Raw genomic sequence first — 16,391 nt, forward strand, 5'->3', positions numbered from 1 at the left:
CAATTACAGATAATGATGTTAGGTTTTTTGTATCAACCCAACTGACAAATACCAGACAATTAACTCATCAAATCTTGAAACATAGCCGTACTTAAATAACGTTCCCCAAAAGAAGGTTGAATCATCACAATTAATTTACCTGCATTTTCTGGACGTTTACCGACTTCTATAGCAGCACACAAAGCTGCACCAGAAGATATCCCTGACAATAAACCTTCTTCTCTTGCTAACCTGCGGCCATATTCCATGGCATCATCATCATTAACTTGCACTACTTCATCAATTAAATCTTGACGCAAAACATCAGGGATAAAACCCGCACCTATACCTTGGATTTTATGGGGGCCTGGTTTACCACCAGAAAGGATTGGACTATTACTAGGTTCAACTGCAATCACTTGGAAACTTGGTTTTTTCTGTTTAATAACTTCCGCTATACCGGTAATAGTTCCCCCAGTTCCTACCCCAGAAATTAAGATATCAACTTCCCCATCTGTATCCGTCCAAATTTCCTCAGCGGTAGTTTCTTTGTGAATTTGTGGGTTAGCTGGGTTACGGAATTGTTGCAACATCAAAGCATCAGGTGTATTAGCTGCAATTTCTTCAGCTTTACTAATTGCACCTTTCATTCCTTCCGCACCTGGTGTTAATTCTAAACTAGCACCATAAGCCTTCAACATAGCGCGTCTTTCTTGGCTCATAGTTTCTGGCATAGTTAAGATTAATTTGTAACCCCGTGCAGCGGCTACCATTGCTAAACCTATACCTGTATTTCCTGAAGTTGGTTCAACTAAAACAGTTTTTCCTGGTGTAATTTTCCCCTCTTTTTCGGCGGCAACTATCATATTTAAACCGATGCGGTCTTTAACCGAAGCCGCTGGATTCATGCCTTCTAATTTTGCAACTATTCTGGCTACTACTCCCTCAGATTGAGGAATTTTATTCAGTCTTACTAATGGAGTACGTCCAATAAGTTCTGTTACGTCGTTAGCAATTCGCATTTTTTAACCCCTAAAATTATAAATATTTATTGTAAGTCTTGATTCATTATATTCAATTTTTAGTAATTTTTTGTATAGCTTATTAACATTTGTTTAAATAAAAAGCCCTGCCTATGTTCTACAAAGCTTTCTCGTCAAATTCAATTTATTGAAACTTCGCAATTTATCAATATAAATAAACATATTCTCTAAATTTTAATTGATTTTTTGATGACTTTGATTTATTTTTAATTTAGTTCCACTTTGTCATGATATACTATTATTTGAGTACAATTTTTATCCTGAATACTCAACTTAAAATCTCTTCAATCCCTTGTAAACAAAGGATTAAAGTTGAGTACAAAAATCCCCGGACTCTAGTTGATAAATGCTAGTACCCCCTATTAAAAATTCTCGTACCTCTACCCCAAAAAACTTTTATAACTCTTAACAGATAAGTCTTTCAGGCTTTGAGTGCTATTGTAATGATTTTAATAACAATAATTCGAGTGGAGTAAATTGCTTGTGGGTGGGTGGCTGATATAAACATTTATAGGATTTACGCAGAGATTCCCCTCTACCCCCCGAAATTCTCTAGATGCAAGTCTAGTTAACTAGGGGGGACTTCTTAAACCTCATCAAAGGTTAATCTCTATTCATTATTAGATAAATCCTGTCCGTATTACGGAACACTAAATCTAGCATTTTTAAGGAGTGTATTTGGGATTTTTAATTTCCTATTGCTTGGTCAAAATTTATGAGATGAGTATTTTGCACATACGATTGTAACTCATCAACCTGTAAATTTTAGATGTAAATTTTTAGATTCATAGAAAAACTTAAAATATTAGGTATGCTCTACCAAATATATATTGAGAATCTAAAATTACCAAAGCCAATCTAAAATTTGATAGCTGTTTGAGTATTGGTAATAGCGCAGGTGCAGTAATAAACCATAAAGTACATTTTCTTACTGGGTGATTTCTACCTAGCAAGGGAGAGCAAAAATGAAATTAAAAATTTTAAATGTCCTAACAGTTAGTATGGTTACTTTAGCTATACTTGCTCCGGGAATAATTGTCTTTAATTTAGTTTGGGGACGACATATAGAGTTAGTTAAGACACAGAATTTATCCTGTCAAGTTACTAATATCAATCAAGGTTCTGAACCTTTATCTCTTCAACCAAAGAGTATAAATACTCTTCAGTCTCCAGTCTACAAGAAATTATCACCACATAATTTTTTTGTCACACTAAAAATAATTGTCCAACAATATAAAATTGTGGCAATTTTACAGTGGATAGTTTTATCTATACCTATTTTAATTGGTTTTGGGGTGATTGCTTACGATAGGTATCTTATTTATCGTGCTGCTGTTTTTAAAGCACAGGTGGAAATGTTAGAAAGGCTTTGGGAACACAGTATTGAGCAATAAATCAAGCAAGAAATAAAGCAATAATTTTCAGTTTTCTTATTCACCATAAACTAAATTACCATGTCAGACGAACGCCAAAATCAGTATTTTAATTTAATTGATGAATTGTTGAGATGTGCTAATGGTCAAGAACCAGAAGTTTTAGAATCTCAACCAGAATTAATTGATTCCGGGTTAATACATACCATGCTACAAGTTGCTACTATGTTTGCTCATGAAGGAAATCAAGATGGCGCTCAGTTTTTATTTTTTATAGCGCGGGAATTAGCTAAACAATTGGGTTTATATCCTGACCTTTCCAATGAGGTTGCAACTCAGGAGTAATAATGCTATTGACTTCTACTGATGCTGGACAAATAGCTGTAGAGTTCCTCTTAGCTGACTGGAACATTTCTGAACATTACAGAGATTGGTTTACTATCATTAACTCACAGTTAGTGGGTGAGTATTGGTATATTGTAGAATTGGGTATTGAAGGTTTCCCTGATAAGTGGTTTATCCAAGTTTATGATACAGGATCTTGTGACCCCAACTATACATTTATGTCTCCTATCTCTGGTTCTGAAGGATATCTGGATTTAAAATATTTGCCGGGTATTCTGGCTGATGTTTTAGTTGCTGAACGTAATTCCCGATAAGTAGCACTCAGCTTTTTTGAAATAATTATAGATGGTCATTATTTAGAGGTGAGACTTGATAAAAGTACACCTCTTTTTATCTGTAAGTCACAATTCGTAATTAAAGATTTTCAATTATGAACTTCTTGAGATTCTCAGTCCTTAATCTCCTAAAAAGTTAATATTTTATTTAGAATAAATGTCAATTTGTCAGGTTTAAATGACAAGATTATGTTATACTAAATGGTAGTTATGGACGCTACATAAAGATCAGTCAAATGATTGCTGAAGATATCCTAGCGCAAGAATTCACAAAAATTGTAGCCCATTATTATCCTCACCTGGGGGAAATATTGGCCAACTGTCATGTGAAAGTTATCACCTCCTTTTGGGGGCGACCTGCTAGAAGATTTCAATATATAGGAATTTATTGTACTGATGACATCATGCCATTAGTACAAGCACACAAACAAATATTGAGGGAAGTGGCAGACAATATGGGACTTATTCAGGTAGTTTGCTTGAATGCTAACAAATTGCTGCGTGATCCACTCTCCAAACTTAGACAGTCTGAACCCCGTCTTTGGTTAGAGTTGCAGTTAGTTTCGGCATAAAATATAGCAAATGAAAACAGGACTTTTCTGCAATTACGAAAATCATCACCAAGATGCTCGTCGCGCCATCTTTGAACAAGTTTTACTGGTAAAACAGGCGGAAAACTTGGGTTTTGAAGAAGCTTGGGTGAGTGAACATCATTTTAATCCATCCAATCTTAGCCCGTCCATGTTGCTGTTAATGGCACATTTGGCAGGTGTTACTTCCACTATTCGTTTAGGAACAGGAGCGGTTTTATTACCGTTTTATAACCCCATTCGGGTGGCGGAAGATATTGCGACATTGGATAATCTTTGTAGTGGTAGATTAGCTTTTGGGGTAGCGAAAGGGGGTCCTTTTCCTCAACAAAATCAACATTTTGGGGTATCAATAAAAGACTCCCGTGGGAGAATGCTGGAAGCGATCGCATTGATTCAAAAGCTATTATATGAAACTGATGTATCATTTAATGGACAATTCTATCAATGTGATAATTTAACAGTTCATCCTCAACCACTACAAAAACCCATTCCTGTGTATATTGCCAGTGGTGATGATGAAGTAATTCGATATGCTGCGGAAAACTCTTTTGGTTTAATGGGGGGTCCACCTTTTGCACTAACCAGATTGAGAAATACAATCAGCAAATATCGAGAAATCAATCATAGTGGTGCAGATAAATTTCTGTTAGCAAGGTTCTTTTTTGTAGCTAAAACCTATGATGAAGCGGTGAGTGAAGCCTTACCATTCATTCAGAAATTTAGCCAAAAAATGATCGCCAATTCCACTCAAATCATGCAGAATAGTCCCCATCCCCAAAAATCCTATGATCCAACAAATATCTGTTATGAAGTAGACTATTTGTTAGAGAATTCGATTATTGGGGATGTTCAAACCTGCCGCGACAGAATCAAAAAATTTCAAGACGAATTAAATCTAGGCACAATAGCACTCAAACCCTCATCCTTATCTCTGCAAAAAAATATTGAGAGTTTGCAGTGCTACAACCAAGAGGTAAGAAATTATGTCTAAACTTCCATTACTTCCTCCTGATGATTTACCTCCAGCAGAGGTGACAAAACAGGACGGAATGTTACAGATGGAATTTGAGCAATCTATTGGTAGATGCTTCTATTACGGTTGCGATCGCATTACCCAAACTCTATTATCTAACTGTCATTGGTATGTTACCAAAAACGGTAATGCCTTAATGTTAATTATTGACGCTCCTGACATAGTATCTTACTGGCATATAGTTAGCAATATTCCCCAATTAGGTAAAAGTTTAGAACGGTTTACCGCAGATTCCAGAATTAGAGCTTATCCACCCTTTGGTAAAGGAAAGCCTTTTGAAATAGGTGTAAATGAAATCTCTGCTTATCGAGATTGGATGTAGTTTAGTAATGGGTAATTGGTAAACATCCATTCACAAATCCAAACTTATCCTATTATCCTATTTTGTGGGATGGGCATCCTGCCTGTCCTTTATCATCCCTATTCTGTCACTTTCCGAGTATTGGTAAACTTCGCCGAATTTATAGACAAATATAGTCATCTCTAGTCATTAATCACACAGAAGTCAGCTAAAATCACTTATACAGCTTTTCTTGTGCAAAGAGAACTGAGCAAGAATTTTGTGCATTATCAGATCTAAGATATGTTAGTATATATGGGCGAATATTTCCAGAAACCAGTTAGTGTATGCAAGTAGTCGAGCGGCATATCATTCAAAGAAATCATCCCCATTATCAGGAGATTGATAAATTGTGTTTTGCTGCCAAAAACCTCTACAATTATGCTAACTTTCACATTCGCCAAAGTTTTATCTTTACTCAAAAATATCTTGACTACAATTGTTTAGCAAAACAATTAAAAGCGACAGAATCATACCGAGTCTTACCAGCGAAAGTTGCCCAACAAGTATTATTAGGATTACATCGCAACTGGTTAAGTTTTTTTGCAGCAATTAAAGCTTATGCAGAAGATAAATCTAAATTTTTAGGTAGACCGAAATTACCCAAATATAAACACAAAGAAAAAGGCAGACATTTATTAGTTTACACAGCCCAAGCAGTGAGTAAACCCAAAATGAAATCTGGGTTGATTCATCTGTCACAAACACAGATTCACATTCCTACAAAAGTAGACTATTGTTATCTCAATCAGGTAAGAATTGTTCCCAAGATTGACCATTATGTAGTAGAAGTTGTCTATGAAAAAGAGGAAACAGATTATGGTTTAGACCCTAATTCCATAGCAGCGATTGATTTAGGAATAGATAATCTAGCAACCTTAACATCAAACCAGCCGGGATTTATACCAGTTCTGGTTTCCGGGCGGATTATCAAATCAATTAATCGTTATTATAATCAAAGAAAAGCCAATTTACAATCTTTACTACCTGCACATCAAAAGACATCTAAACGACTACAAAGTTTAACTAAAAAACGGAATTTTCGAGTAGATGATTATCTGCATAAAGCCAGTCGGTTAATTATTAACCATTTAGTCAAGTGTGGGATTGGGACTTTAGTAATAGGTCAAAATCCCTTGTGGAAACAGAATGGGAATTTGGGCAGTAGAAATAATCAAAACTTTGTTTGTATTCCCCATACTCGATTTGTACAGCAGTTGAGTTATAAAGCGAAATTAGTGGGGATAAATGTATTGGTTTCTGAGGAGTCTTACACTTCTGTAGCTTCTTTTTTAGACCAAGATGTGATTCCTACTTATGGCAAAGTTGACTCGAAAGAAGTTAAATTTAGTGGTCGCAGAATCAAAAGTAAACTTTATAGAGCAGGTAATGGTTTATTGATTCATGCTGATGTCAATGGTAGTTTGAATATTTTACGTAAAGTAGTCCCGACAGCATTTAGTCTAGGGATAGAGGGCGTTGTAGTTCGCCCTGTCGGGGTTATTCCCGGCAAACGAAAGGCATGAGATATTTGTCTATGTTTTTTGGAACTATAATGAATAAAAGAATTAGAAAATAAAACTCTACCGTATCCTTCGTGTCTTCGTGGTTCATTCCTAAGAACTTGGATCAACATTCTTAGCGTACCATTAAGCATACCGCAGAGACGCAGAGAACGTAGAGAAAAAAATTTTATCTTCTTTTCTTCCTTTGCTCCTTTGCGCCTTTGCGTGAGAAAATATGCTTTATTTACATCACACAGTAATTTTAATACTTCCTCTCCTTCGGCTCAAACATATTCACCACCACCGGCATATATTGAATATCAATTCCCCCAGGTGAATAATAAGCCATTGTATGTTTCAAGAAATTACCATCATCCCGATTTGCAAAATCTTCCCGAAAATGTGCGCCTCTACTTTCTTGACGATTTAAAGCAGATGTTAAAATTGTCTGTCCTACCACCATTAAACTTCTTAATTCTAAAGCTTCTACTAATTCTGTATTCCAACAACTGCCTTTATCATCTAAATAAATCTGTGAATATTGTTTTTCTATTTCTCCTATTTTCTCCAACCCTTCACCCATTAATTCTGATGTTCTAAATACTCCACAAAATTGTGTCATTGTGTCTTGAAATTGTTGGCGAATTTGATTAATTCGATATTTTCCACTTTGATCTAATAAACTTTGAACTTCTTGTTTTGCTTCGGTAATATAACTCTGCTCATCCACAGATGGTAATTTGCGGTTTTGCACATATCTGGCTATACTTGCCCCAGTTCGCTTGCCGTAAACAACACATTCCAACAGCGAATTACTACCGAGACGATTTGCACCATGAACGGAAACACAGGCACTTTCTCCAGCTGCAAAAAAGCCTTCCACTAAATTATCTGCACTGCTGCGGACTTGTCCATCAGTATTCACTGGTATACCACCCATACAATAATGAATGGTAGGACGTACTGGCATAGGTTGGGTGACAGCATCCACACCTACCAAACGGTGTGCTTCTTCCCAACAAAAAGGAACACGACTCATGATTTTTTCTTTACCCATGTGGCGCAGATCCAAGTATACAAACTGACCTCCAGGACTACCATCAGCATTTATACCTCTACCTGCGCGAATTTCGTAAGTGATTGCCCTGGAAGTAATATCACGAGGTGCTAATTCCATCCGGCTGGGGGCATAATTAGCCATGAAGCGATCGCCATCAGCATTGATTAAATAAGCACCTTCCCCCCGCACAGCTTCGGAAATCAATACCCCCACCGGATACAACCCAGTGGGATGAAACTGGACAAATTCCATATCTTCCAACGGTAAACCAGCCATCGCTGTCATCGCCAAACCGTCACCAGTGCAAGCATAATCATTAGATGTAGTGTTATAAACGCGACCATATCCCCCCGTTGCAAACATCACGGCTTTAGCCCGCACCACTTCAATATGTCCATCTAACAAGTGAAACATTACCAAACCTTTAGCCTGGCCATCTTCTAATATCAGGCGCATTACATACCACTCTTGGTAAATTTGCACACCATGATGTCGTAAGTTATTTACCAATTCATGTAAAATAGCATGACCAGTTTTATCTGCTGCGTAACAGGTGCGGTTGTGGGAATGGCCACCAAAAGCCCGTTGGGCAATTCTGCCATCAGGTAAACGGGAAAATAAAACTCCCAAATGTTCTAAATCAATCACCACATCTGGCGCTTCTTGGGTGAGAATAGCTACAGCGTCTTGATCTGCCAAATAATCAGAACCCTTCACAGTATCAAAAGCGTGTGCTTCCCAACTATCTTCAGGATCAACATTTTTCAAAGATGCCGCCATCCCCCCTTGGGCAGCCACAGAGTGGGAACGAATCGGATGGGTTTTAGCAACTACTGCCACCTTTAAACTCGGATCAGTCCTAGCAATTTCTAACGCCGCCTGGCATCCAGCTAAACCACCACCAACAATAATTACATCATGCTCTAACATTTTCAATCCCCAATTACAAAAAAATACCCTGTGTGAAAACAGGGATACTATCTTTATTTAGTCTATTCCCATTACCAATTACCAATTTATCAACTGGTAGCTTCAACTGGCTGTTGCTGAGAAATATTACCAGGAATAGATTGAGTTTTTGTGTTCGCTTCTACAGCCGTTAATTCAATGTGATTTAACAACGTGGTAACAAAGGCAAATAACAAGAAAGGTAGAGTCAGAACAATTACAAGTGCTACTGTAGCTAAAGCGTATACTGGTCTTCTCGCACCCATCAATGCCAAAGCCGAAGCCAAACTAAGAGTAATTGTGATTAACCAAGCAATGATTTGACCGTAGATATCACCAAAAGTTAAGGTACAGACAAACCGATAGTTTTGAATATTATTTTTATTCATCTTAAATTTGCCTCAAGTTTATCCTATTGGTTCTACCTTAAAACTATGTTTGGCAGACTGACAATTTCTCAATATTTTTCCAAGGTTTGTAATATCACTTAACAATTTAGTCATTGATTCTCTTCCCTGGTAGTCAATGGTTAGTAACAGTGTTTACTGAGATTTTGTCCTTCCTTGTTTCACCATCGCAATTAAAGTTTGGTGAGCATCTTCAGCATCAGCTAAGGTATGGTCAAATTGAATACGGACAGGTACTATTTTTCCATTCACCTGTACAGTTAAATTCATTCCTTGAGCATCAATTGATAGCATCTCAGCTTTTGTGGCATTTTCGACATTTCCAAAAGCCTGTGCGTATATCATCACCGCATCTACATGATCTTCGTTCATGTGTTTACAGATACGAGAGCTAATTTCTGGAGAAAATTGATCAGACATAAATTATGATATGTATTCTGCCTAAATGTGTTTTCAACTCAGTCACTTAATATTTTTTTAAGTATAATAAGATATTGAGGTAGTTTAGATAGATATTGAGTTTTCATTTTAGGGAAGCATCCAACTAATAATATTCTCTATTAGCAAATTTATTCAAGTTAAGGCAAGAACGGATGAGCGACACTAACCCACGCAGGATTATTATAGGTGACGTACATGGTTACTATCAAGGTTTAATGAAACTTTTCCAAGAAATTGCACCCACATCAGAAGATCAAGTGTATTTTCTCGGAGATTTGATAGATCGCGGTCCAGAAAGCGCACAGGTAGTAGATTTTGTCAAACAAAATAACTATCCTTGTTTGCTCGGTAATCATGAGCAGATGCTTTTAAGTGCGTTAAGTGGTGGTTTTAGTTCTAACCAAACAATTCAATCATGGCTGTTTAGTGGTGGACAAGCAACCATTACCAGTTATAAGACATCCCAAATACCTCAAGACCATATAGAATGGTTAAAAAATCTACCAACATACTTAGATTTAGGAGATGTGTGGTTAACTCATGCAGGTGTAGATCCTAACAAAACGGTTTCCGAGCAAACCGCTGAGGAATTGTGCTGGATACGTGATGAATTTCATAGTATGGAATTGCCATATTTTACCAATAAGTTAATTATTGTCGGTCATACTATTACTTTTACCCTACCTGGAGTTTCACCTGGGGAGTTAGCACAAGGGGAAGGTTGGTTAGATATTGATACTGGTGCTTATCATCCCCGCAGTGGTTGGTTAACGGGATTAGATATTAACAATCAATTGGTTTATCAAGTCAATGTTTTTAATAATCAAGTACGGACTTTACCGCTGGAAAAAGCTGTGAGTAAAGTTGATCCTACAAAAATTAGAGTTGGTAGTCGTCGCCGACAAAGAGTTTAATAGACGAGTTAAGATCACTAAAGGCTGGAAATTTAACCAGCCAAAACTAAAACACTAAATTTCTAATACAACATGGAACGAACCCTAGCTTTATAAGCGGCCTTATCTAAACCATAGTTGTTATTACTGGGTTGAAGTTGGATTTGTCTTTCTAAGGACTTAACGCGATCGCTCGCTCCTGGATGGGTACTTAAAAACGTCGGAACTGAACTTCTTCCCTCTAATTTTTTCATAAAAGAAACTATCCCTGACTGAGCATAACCAGCATCAGTTAACAGTCTTAAACCTATATTGTCTGCATCGTATTCATCCTTACGACTACGGGGACGATTCAGAGCTAAATCTACACCAATACCTACGGCTTTGTTTCTGTCTAAGCCCGCAGCAGTAGCAACACCAGAGGCGATCGCACTTTGTCGCATTTGGTTAACTAAATGTCTTCCCTTGATGTGACCTATTTCATGTCCCATCACACTGGCTAATTCTGCCTCATTTTCCGCAGTTTCTATTAAACCTGTATTTATATAAACATAACCACCAGTAGTTGCAAACGCATTGACAGATTTGTCTTCAACAACCTGGAAAGTGTAGGGAATATCACGGCGATCGCTACTATTTTCTACCAATCTTCTGCCTATACTCTGTATATAGCTAGTTAACTGCTGATTTCTAGAAATTCTTACCTCTTGACGCAGCTGATCATTCATCTGTGTCCCAAGATCAAATTCTTGACGGGGAGAGAGATTGGACAATTGAAATACTTGTACACCTCTCAATAAAAAAGGTAATAACTCTATGGCCTGAGTTTGCACAGGAGTAGTTAAACATAAACTCACAGCGACGAGTAGAGAAATAACAGGATAAACTAAACGTCGTCGCCATAAACGATAACTTTTTAACAATCCATTCCAGTTAATCATAATCTAGTTAAAACAAATGAGTGTGAGAACTTAAAATCAGCGACGTATTTACAGCTTACTAAGTTTCATTTACAACTCAATATCTTGGATTTTCCAGACTCTACAGATCCAAAAATTGCCAGATCAGAAACCTTCCCACTCTACGCTATGATAAAAAATCGGAAATCATTCCCCTCACAGAACTTAGCTGCCTCAAACCACTACTCTAGAAACTTTAACCTGTGATAAGCTGTAGCCAAATTCTAACATCAATCACTTTAGTTTATTAGAAAACCTCTATCGTAAACAAACTAAATTATGCCAATTTTAGATTCTAAAGGTCGTTTATTCGGTAAAATTAACATACTTGATTTGGGTGCTGCGCTAGTCATCCTCATGGTTATAGTTGGCATCTTTATATTTCCGGGAACTTCCGGTTCTGTAGCTGAAGTTGGCATAAAAACTGTACCCATAGAAGTAGATTTAGTAGTACGTGGACTAAATGTTCGTGATCCTGAGCGGTTATCTGCACAAGGATTTACCAAAGGTGGCAAAACAAATGTAATTATCCGTAATCAACCCTACGGACAAATTGCCATTAAATCCATTCAAGAACTAGAAAGGACTATCACCGTTCCCCAACCCGATGGTTCAGTTAAAGAATTACCAGATCCCAGATCAAATAACTTTAGTACAGATTTTATTTTGACCCTAGAAGGTGAAGCTAAAGTCACTAAAACTGGGCCTGTTTTAGGTAATAGCAAAGTTAAAATCGGAATGCCTTTTGAATTAGAAGGTTTTAACTACAACTTCAACTCTTCTGTGATTGATGTTCGTTTACTAGAAAAATAGTATTTTGGGTGTGGGTTATCGGTGATCTGATTTTCTGGCCTTTAGCCCTTACCCATGGAAATAAGTATTAATCTGAGTTTTTGTGTTAATATAAACAAGAAAATTAAAATTCACCCTGAATGTAGAAAAAATTATCAGGTGTGTATAAGTAAGTTTTTTTATCTAAACTGCTGTGTCATTAAAAACAACTTTAAGTATCTTGATTTTAATAATAATATAAAAGCGGGGTGTCATGCTAAATCAGGCTCATAAATTAGACCAATTACAAACACTTGCAGAAACTCAAGAACGGACTGAAAGTTCTGTTACCAAAAAATCCATTAACATCTCCAATGGCCCAAATGCAGTTGATAAAGATACCTACACCGAACAACGGTTTTTACCTGAATGTATTAGATTAAATTTTGATGAATTAAAAGCATTTGAAACACTACACGATCAATTTAAAAATTGGGGCATAATTTTTGATAATTGCCTAGTCATACAACCATCAAACCCAGCATTTCCCAGTGAATCAGGATCAAAAGTAGTCATGGCATCTCCTAAAAGTGGACTGCTAGAAATAAATTTTTTACGTCCTGTTAATTGGGTTAGTGGTTTAGTAACTAGCTCACAACGGTTAGTTATTTCTGCCTATGATCAAAATGGTGAATTGCTAGATGAATCAGTTCTACCAAAAGCAAATCTTGCCAATTCTGACTCAGATATACCACCCAATACCATGCTATCAGTCAGTGCAGAAAACATCAGTAAAGTGAAATTTTTCTGCTTTGATGGCAACTTTACCTTAGATGAATTTAGATTTTGTATTTCTAACTAGCCAAATCACAAACCGAGTAAAACAGAAAAGAACTAAAAATAATCAAAAAATATCCTGTGTTAGTTAAAAATTAATTGCTAAATGCTTAATGTATTCTCAATCAATTAATCTTGTCATAACATTAGTTAGGTAAAAACTGTGAGTCAGGCTTCTTCTTATTGGCATAAATTCATTAAGCAACTTCCAGAAATCAAGGTAGAAAGCCCAAAACAGCAAAAATTCAACCGTTTTTATGAACCCGGAAATATGCTGGGAGTATTAACAGTAATTGTTGCTATGCTGCTTTGGAACTGGAAGTTGCTATTAGCTCTTATTGTTGGTATTGGTGTAATGTTAATAGCTTATTCAATACCCAAATGGAACTGGCAAATAAGCTGGTCAGAAACTCGTAAATTATTGAATAGTCCCAAGATTCGGTTAGCTTTAGCAGTTATAAGTGGTGGTATTACTACTTTCATGACTTATATGGCCATCGCCATTTGGCTTGATTCTCCGACTATTTGGATAGCTATTGGTGCTATGGTACAAGGATTGGGAACAATCCTAACCTTGATATTGTTAGTATGGCAAATATTTAATTTTCAAGAACATAAAGAAGAAGATAATTTGCAACAATTGCTGAACAACTTAACAGAAACAGATCCTTTAAAAAGATTATTGGCAGTGCGTCAACTGAATAAATTGATTAGTCGTAAAAATGTTGATGATTCAGTCCAACAAGATGTGGTAAATTGTTTAAAAATTCTTTTGGTTAGAGAAGAAGAAACAGTAATTCGTGAAGCAGTATTGACCAGTTTGCAAGGCTTAGATAGCTTACAAAATCTAGTGTCTAGTCATGCTAAACCACTTGCAACCATACCCCAAAAAGTTAAACAAGAAGTTTATTAATTCACTGATCAGTTATTGGTAAGAAAACCAATAACCAATGACTAATAACTCCTAGATAATTTGCCATTTTTAACTTGAATTACTGGATGATTACACTTTCTTACCAATTGTTCATCATGGGTAGTGACAATTACCGTTGCACCAAAGGAATTTAATTTTTGCAGAATTTGGATCACTTGCCAAGAGTTATCTGGATCAAGATTTCCTGTTGGTTCATCTGCTAATATTAGGGGTGGGGTAGCAATAATTGCTCGCGCAATACTCACCCGCTGTTGTTCACCCCCAGAAAGTTGATCAGGGAAACGATCTGCTTTCGACAATAAACCTACTAATTTCAAAGTTGGTTCTAAACGGCGTTGAATTTCCTTCCGGGTGTAACCTTGTGCTTGCAATACAAAAGTGATATTTTCTGCTACTGTGCGCTGGGGAATTAATTTATAGTCCTGAAAGACAATTCCTATTCGCCGACGCAAGAGCGATAGGCGATCGCCCCGTAATTTTTCCACATTCAAATCATCAACAATTACCTCTCCTTGGGTTGGTAATTCTTGACCATATAATAATTTTAAAAAAGTTGATTTTCCAGAACCACTAGATCCTGTAACAAATACAAATTCTCCTTTTTTAATATTTAAACTGACATTGAGTAGGGTGTAAGAATTATTTGCATAAGCTTTAGTGACAGAACGTAATTCTACCCTTGAGCCTACAGGAATATCTTCTTTTTGACTATCCGGATCTTTTATGATGTTAACTGTTGACATCTACAGACATTCCTAGTTTCCAAGCATCCATTTCAGCAACCAGCACTATTAATACTTCTAGTAGTCAAACGATAAATAAAGGCCTTGAGGACAAACTCCGGTAAAGCCAACATTCGTCGCCAACGCCAAGGTTCTTGGTATAAACGGTATAGCCATTCTAAATTGTTATTTGCTAACCAACTGGGGGCGCGATTTTTACGTCCTGACCAAATATCAAAACTACCACCAACCCCTACCCAAATTGCTTGGGGACAAAGATGACGATTTTTAGCAATCCACAATTCTTGACGGGGAACTCCTAAACCAACAAAAATCACTTGTGGTTGCAACTGAGCTAAAGTTTGCTGTAGTAATTGTTCTTCTTCTGGGGAATGATATCCGGAGTGAGTACCTACTATATTTAAGTCTGGTATTTGCTGTTCCCAAAAAGCTGCTGCTGTTGCAGCTACTTCTGTCGCTCCTCCATAGAAAAATATTTTAGTATCAAGTTGATGTTGACCAATTTCTGCTAAGAAGTTTTCTGCTAATTCAATTCCTGGACAACGTTTTACTGCTTGTCTTAATAGATATCTCAAGTACAGAACCACCCCTGCACCATCTGGAATCACTAAATCGGCTTTTTGAATAACTGCGGCTAAGGATTCATTTCTTTCTGCTTGCATGGTCATTTCTGCATTCAGAGTGACTACATGAGTTCCTCTATTATGCTGGAGGCATTCTAGCAACCATTGAGAGTAGTTAGCCATCAGATGAACAGGTAAACCCAATACGGAAATTTTTACATCTGATTTATACATAGTATGTTCTTGATTTACCTCACACGGAATTCTATAGAAGCTTAGTCTATCAAATTTTTTCCCAGACGGATTGTCTATATCAGCTTACTTCCCACGGTATTTTTGTCCGCTACCAAAAATCTGTTCCCGTCATCACAACCAAACTATACCTAAGTGATATCAATAGTAAAAATTATCACTACAGTTAGTATAAATACATGAATTCTACTTTTCTGAAAATACTCCAAGTTTCGAATTATTTGGTTTAGGCTGGTAATGGGTAATTTAGAAAAATTTTTACCTGTCAAATATATTTTTGCATCTACTTTCTCACTTGTAATCTTTTTTATTCAAGAAACCTTTTAAATATGAGTAAAATTCGCGTTGTCTTGATTGAAGATCATGATCTCACCCGTTTGGGTATTCGGACTGCACTGTTACAAACACAAGAAATTGAAATAGTTGGGGAATCTGCCAATGCCACTCAAGGGCTAAAAATACTCAAAAATCTACGCCCAGATATTGCCATTGTGGATATTGTTTTACCAGGTAAAGATGGTATTGAGCTAACGAAAGAAGTAAAACGTATCACCGCCACTGAAAACTTAAAGACAAAAGTATTAATTTTAACTTTAGAAGATTCTAGGGATTCTGTACTAGCCGCTTTTGCCGCAGGTGCAGACTCCTATTGTATGAAAGACATTAATTTTAATAACTTATTGGAAGCTATACGGGTAACTCATCATGGCTATGCCTGGATTGACCCAGCGATCGCCAGGATTATCCTCCAACAAGTACAACAAAATCGCCATCTAGCAGATGGCAAATCATCAAATCGTCAAAGTATTAGCAATAACTTAGAATCAGATTTGACAACTAGGGAATTAGAGGTATTACAGTTAATAGCTGACGGGTGTAGTAATTTAATTATTTCTCAACGGTTGTTTATCACCACTGGCACAGTAAAAACTCATGTTCGTAATATTCTTAATAAGCTGGGTGCAGATGATCGCACTCAAGCCGCAGTCATAGCTTTACGGAATGGGATAGTCCGCTAATTAATGATTTGATCATCC

At 36.7% G+C, this 16,391-nt stretch carries 19 protein-coding genes; 12 read left to right on the forward strand and 7 right to left on the reverse strand.

All coding sequences use genetic code 11. The annotated features are described in order from the left end of the window. Positions 1–59 precede the first annotated feature (59 nt). Positions 60–1,001: a cysteine synthase A gene (cysK, locus tag WJM97_RS21275; RefSeq protein WP_353930752.1), complete on the reverse strand. Its 942-nt coding sequence runs from the start codon at positions 999–1,001 to the stop codon at positions 60–62. 986 nt (positions 1,002–1,987) lie between these two features. Between cysK and WJM97_RS21280 the strand changes: the two genes are divergently transcribed. The 7 genes from WJM97_RS21280 (at position 1,988) to WJM97_RS21310 (ending at position 6,567) form a co-directional block, all read left to right on the forward strand. Then, a complete protein-coding gene (locus WJM97_RS21280; RefSeq protein WP_353930753.1) occupies positions 1,988–2,416 on the forward strand; it encodes a hypothetical protein in 429 nt (142 codons plus the stop codon). Between the two features lie 60 nt (positions 2,417–2,476). Then, complete coding sequence (locus WJM97_RS21285; protein ID WP_353930754.1) at positions 2,477–2,740, forward strand: hypothetical protein; 264 nt, start codon at positions 2,477–2,479, stop codon at positions 2,738–2,740. Positions 2,741–2,742: 2 nt separating this feature from the next. After that, positions 2,743–3,054 carry a hypothetical protein gene (locus tag WJM97_RS21290; RefSeq protein WP_353930755.1) on the forward strand — a complete coding sequence of 104 codons (312 nt, stop codon included), beginning with the start codon at positions 2,743–2,745 and terminating at the stop codon, positions 3,052–3,054. Between the two features lie 257 nt (positions 3,055–3,311). Then, positions 3,312–3,647, forward strand: a complete 336-nt coding sequence (locus WJM97_RS21295; RefSeq protein WP_353930756.1) for a hypothetical protein — start codon at positions 3,312–3,314, stop codon at positions 3,645–3,647. A gap of 10 nt (positions 3,648–3,657) precedes the next feature. Continuing rightward, positions 3,658–4,659, forward strand: coding sequence for an LLM class flavin-dependent oxidoreductase (locus WJM97_RS21300; RefSeq protein WP_353930757.1), 1,002 nt, complete (start codon positions 3,658–3,660; stop codon positions 4,657–4,659). After that, positions 4,652–5,023, forward strand: coding sequence for a hypothetical protein (locus WJM97_RS21305; RefSeq protein WP_353930758.1), 372 nt, complete (start codon positions 4,652–4,654; stop codon positions 5,021–5,023). The genes WJM97_RS21300 and WJM97_RS21305 overlap by 8 nt, the downstream gene beginning before the upstream one ends. A gap of 305 nt (positions 5,024–5,328) precedes the next feature. Beyond that, positions 5,329–6,567, forward strand: a complete 1,239-nt coding sequence (locus WJM97_RS21310; protein WP_353930759.1) for a transposase — start codon at positions 5,329–5,331, stop codon at positions 6,565–6,567. Positions 6,568–6,808: 241 nt separating this feature from the next. On the opposite strand, the gene WJM97_RS21315 is transcribed toward WJM97_RS21310, so the two are convergent. From WJM97_RS21315 to WJM97_RS21325, 3 genes are all read right to left on the reverse strand, one after another. After that, positions 6,809–8,536, reverse strand: coding sequence for a succinate dehydrogenase/fumarate reductase flavoprotein subunit (locus tag WJM97_RS21315; protein ID WP_353930760.1), 1,728 nt, complete (start codon positions 8,534–8,536; stop codon positions 6,809–6,811). 89 nt (positions 8,537–8,625) lie between these two features. After that, positions 8,626–8,943 (reverse strand): hypothetical protein, encoded by a 318-nt coding sequence (locus WJM97_RS21320; protein ID WP_353930761.1) that lies wholly within the window; start codon positions 8,941–8,943, stop codon positions 8,626–8,628. A 153-nt stretch (positions 8,944–9,096) separates the two neighbouring features. After that, entirely contained in the window at positions 9,097–9,381 is a 285-nt protein-coding gene (locus WJM97_RS21325) for a DUF2470 domain-containing protein (RefSeq protein WP_353930762.1), read from the reverse strand. A 173-nt stretch (positions 9,382–9,554) separates the two neighbouring features. Between WJM97_RS21325 and WJM97_RS21330 the strand changes: the two genes are divergently transcribed. After that, the gene (locus WJM97_RS21330) at positions 9,555–10,316 is read left to right on the forward strand and encodes a metallophosphoesterase family protein (protein ID WP_353930763.1); all 762 of its coding nucleotides are present in this window, start codon (positions 9,555–9,557) and stop codon (positions 10,314–10,316) included. 62 nt (positions 10,317–10,378) lie between these two features. Here the strand turns inward: WJM97_RS21330 and WJM97_RS21335 are convergent, their stop codons facing one another. After that, positions 10,379–11,236 carry a M48 family metalloprotease gene (locus tag WJM97_RS21335; RefSeq protein ID WP_353930764.1) on the reverse strand — a complete coding sequence of 286 codons (858 nt, stop codon included), beginning with the start codon at positions 11,234–11,236 and terminating at the stop codon, positions 10,379–10,381. Between the two features lie 297 nt (positions 11,237–11,533). Here WJM97_RS21335 and WJM97_RS21340 point away from each other — a divergent pair, with 297 nt between their 5' ends. The 3 genes from WJM97_RS21340 to WJM97_RS21350 all read left to right on the forward strand — a co-directional run bounded on the left by WJM97_RS21340 (position 11,534) and on the right by WJM97_RS21350 (position 13,775). Continuing rightward, positions 11,534–12,067, forward strand: coding sequence for a DUF4330 domain-containing protein (locus WJM97_RS21340; protein WP_353930765.1), 534 nt, complete (start codon positions 11,534–11,536; stop codon positions 12,065–12,067). A 232-nt stretch (positions 12,068–12,299) separates the two neighbouring features. After that, the gene (locus tag WJM97_RS21345; protein WP_353930766.1) at positions 12,300–12,887 is read left to right on the forward strand and encodes a hypothetical protein; all 588 of its coding nucleotides are present in this window, start codon (positions 12,300–12,302) and stop codon (positions 12,885–12,887) included. A 138-nt stretch (positions 12,888–13,025) separates the two neighbouring features. Next, a complete protein-coding gene (locus WJM97_RS21350) occupies positions 13,026–13,775 on the forward strand; it encodes an armadillo-type fold-containing protein (protein ID WP_353930767.1) in 750 nt (249 codons plus the stop codon). 41 nt (positions 13,776–13,816) lie between these two features. Here the strand turns inward: WJM97_RS21350 and ftsE are convergent, their stop codons facing one another. Then, positions 13,817–14,539 (reverse strand): cell division ATP-binding protein FtsE, encoded by a 723-nt coding sequence (gene ftsE, locus WJM97_RS21355; RefSeq protein WP_353930768.1) that lies wholly within the window; start codon positions 14,537–14,539, stop codon positions 13,817–13,819. Positions 14,540–14,571: 32 nt separating this feature from the next. Continuing rightward, positions 14,572–15,336: a WecB/TagA/CpsF family glycosyltransferase gene (locus tag WJM97_RS21360; protein ID WP_353930769.1), complete on the reverse strand. Its 765-nt coding sequence runs from the start codon at positions 15,334–15,336 to the stop codon at positions 14,572–14,574. A 347-nt stretch (positions 15,337–15,683) separates the two neighbouring features. Between WJM97_RS21360 and WJM97_RS21365 the strand changes: the two genes are divergently transcribed. After that, the gene (locus tag WJM97_RS21365) at positions 15,684–16,373 is read left to right on the forward strand and encodes a response regulator transcription factor (protein WP_353930770.1); all 690 of its coding nucleotides are present in this window, start codon (positions 15,684–15,686) and stop codon (positions 16,371–16,373) included. Positions 16,374–16,391 lie beyond the last annotated feature (18 nt).

Origin of the sequence: Okeanomitos corallinicola TIOX110, assembly GCF_038050375.1 — a bacterium.
Taxonomy (GTDB): domain Bacteria; phylum Cyanobacteriota; class Cyanobacteriia; order Cyanobacteriales; family Nostocaceae; genus Okeanomitos; species Okeanomitos corallinicola.

Excerpts from the sequence above, each read along its gene's own strand:
- WJM97_RS21365 (WP_353930770.1), top strand. The coding sequence starts at position 15,684 with ATGAGTAAAATTCGCGTTGTCTTGATTGAAGATCATGATCTCACCCGT.
- WJM97_RS21340 (WP_353930765.1), top strand. The coding sequence starts at position 11,534 with ATGCCAATTTTAGATTCTAAAGGTCGTTTATTCGGTAAAATTAACATA.
- WJM97_RS21305 (WP_353930758.1), top strand. The coding sequence starts at position 4,652 with ATGTCTAAACTTCCATTACTTCCTCCTGATGATTTACCTCCAGCAGAG.
- WJM97_RS21360 (WP_353930769.1), bottom strand. The coding sequence starts at position 15,336 with ATGTATAAATCAGATGTAAAAATTTCCGTATTGGGTTTACCTGTTCAT.
- WJM97_RS21325 (WP_353930762.1), bottom strand. The coding sequence starts at position 9,381 with ATGTCTGATCAATTTTCTCCAGAAATTAGCTCTCGTATCTGTAAACAC.
- ftsE (WP_353930768.1), bottom strand. The coding sequence starts at position 14,539 with ATGTCAACAGTTAACATCATAAAAGATCCGGATAGTCAAAAAGAAGAT.
- WJM97_RS21280 (WP_353930753.1), top strand. The coding sequence starts at position 1,988 with ATGAAATTAAAAATTTTAAATGTCCTAACAGTTAGTATGGTTACTTTA.
- WJM97_RS21300 (WP_353930757.1), top strand. The coding sequence starts at position 3,658 with ATGAAAACAGGACTTTTCTGCAATTACGAAAATCATCACCAAGATGCT.
- WJM97_RS21345 (WP_353930766.1), top strand. The coding sequence starts at position 12,300 with ATGCTAAATCAGGCTCATAAATTAGACCAATTACAAACACTTGCAGAA.
- WJM97_RS21295 (WP_353930756.1), top strand. The coding sequence starts at position 3,312 with ATGATTGCTGAAGATATCCTAGCGCAAGAATTCACAAAAATTGTAGCC.
- WJM97_RS21285 (WP_353930754.1), top strand. The coding sequence starts at position 2,477 with ATGTCAGACGAACGCCAAAATCAGTATTTTAATTTAATTGATGAATTG.
- cysK (WP_353930752.1), bottom strand. The coding sequence starts at position 1,001 with ATGCGAATTGCTAACGACGTAACAGAACTTATTGGACGTACTCCATTA.
- WJM97_RS21320 (WP_353930761.1), bottom strand. The coding sequence starts at position 8,943 with ATGAATAAAAATAATATTCAAAACTATCGGTTTGTCTGTACCTTAACT.
- WJM97_RS21330 (WP_353930763.1), top strand. The coding sequence starts at position 9,555 with ATGAGCGACACTAACCCACGCAGGATTATTATAGGTGACGTACATGGT.
- WJM97_RS21310 (WP_353930759.1), top strand. The coding sequence starts at position 5,329 with ATGCAAGTAGTCGAGCGGCATATCATTCAAAGAAATCATCCCCATTAT.
- WJM97_RS21335 (WP_353930764.1), bottom strand. The coding sequence starts at position 11,236 with ATGATTAACTGGAATGGATTGTTAAAAAGTTATCGTTTATGGCGACGA.
- WJM97_RS21290 (WP_353930755.1), top strand. The coding sequence starts at position 2,743 with ATGCTATTGACTTCTACTGATGCTGGACAAATAGCTGTAGAGTTCCTC.
- WJM97_RS21315 (WP_353930760.1), bottom strand. The coding sequence starts at position 8,536 with ATGTTAGAGCATGATGTAATTATTGTTGGTGGTGGTTTAGCTGGATGC.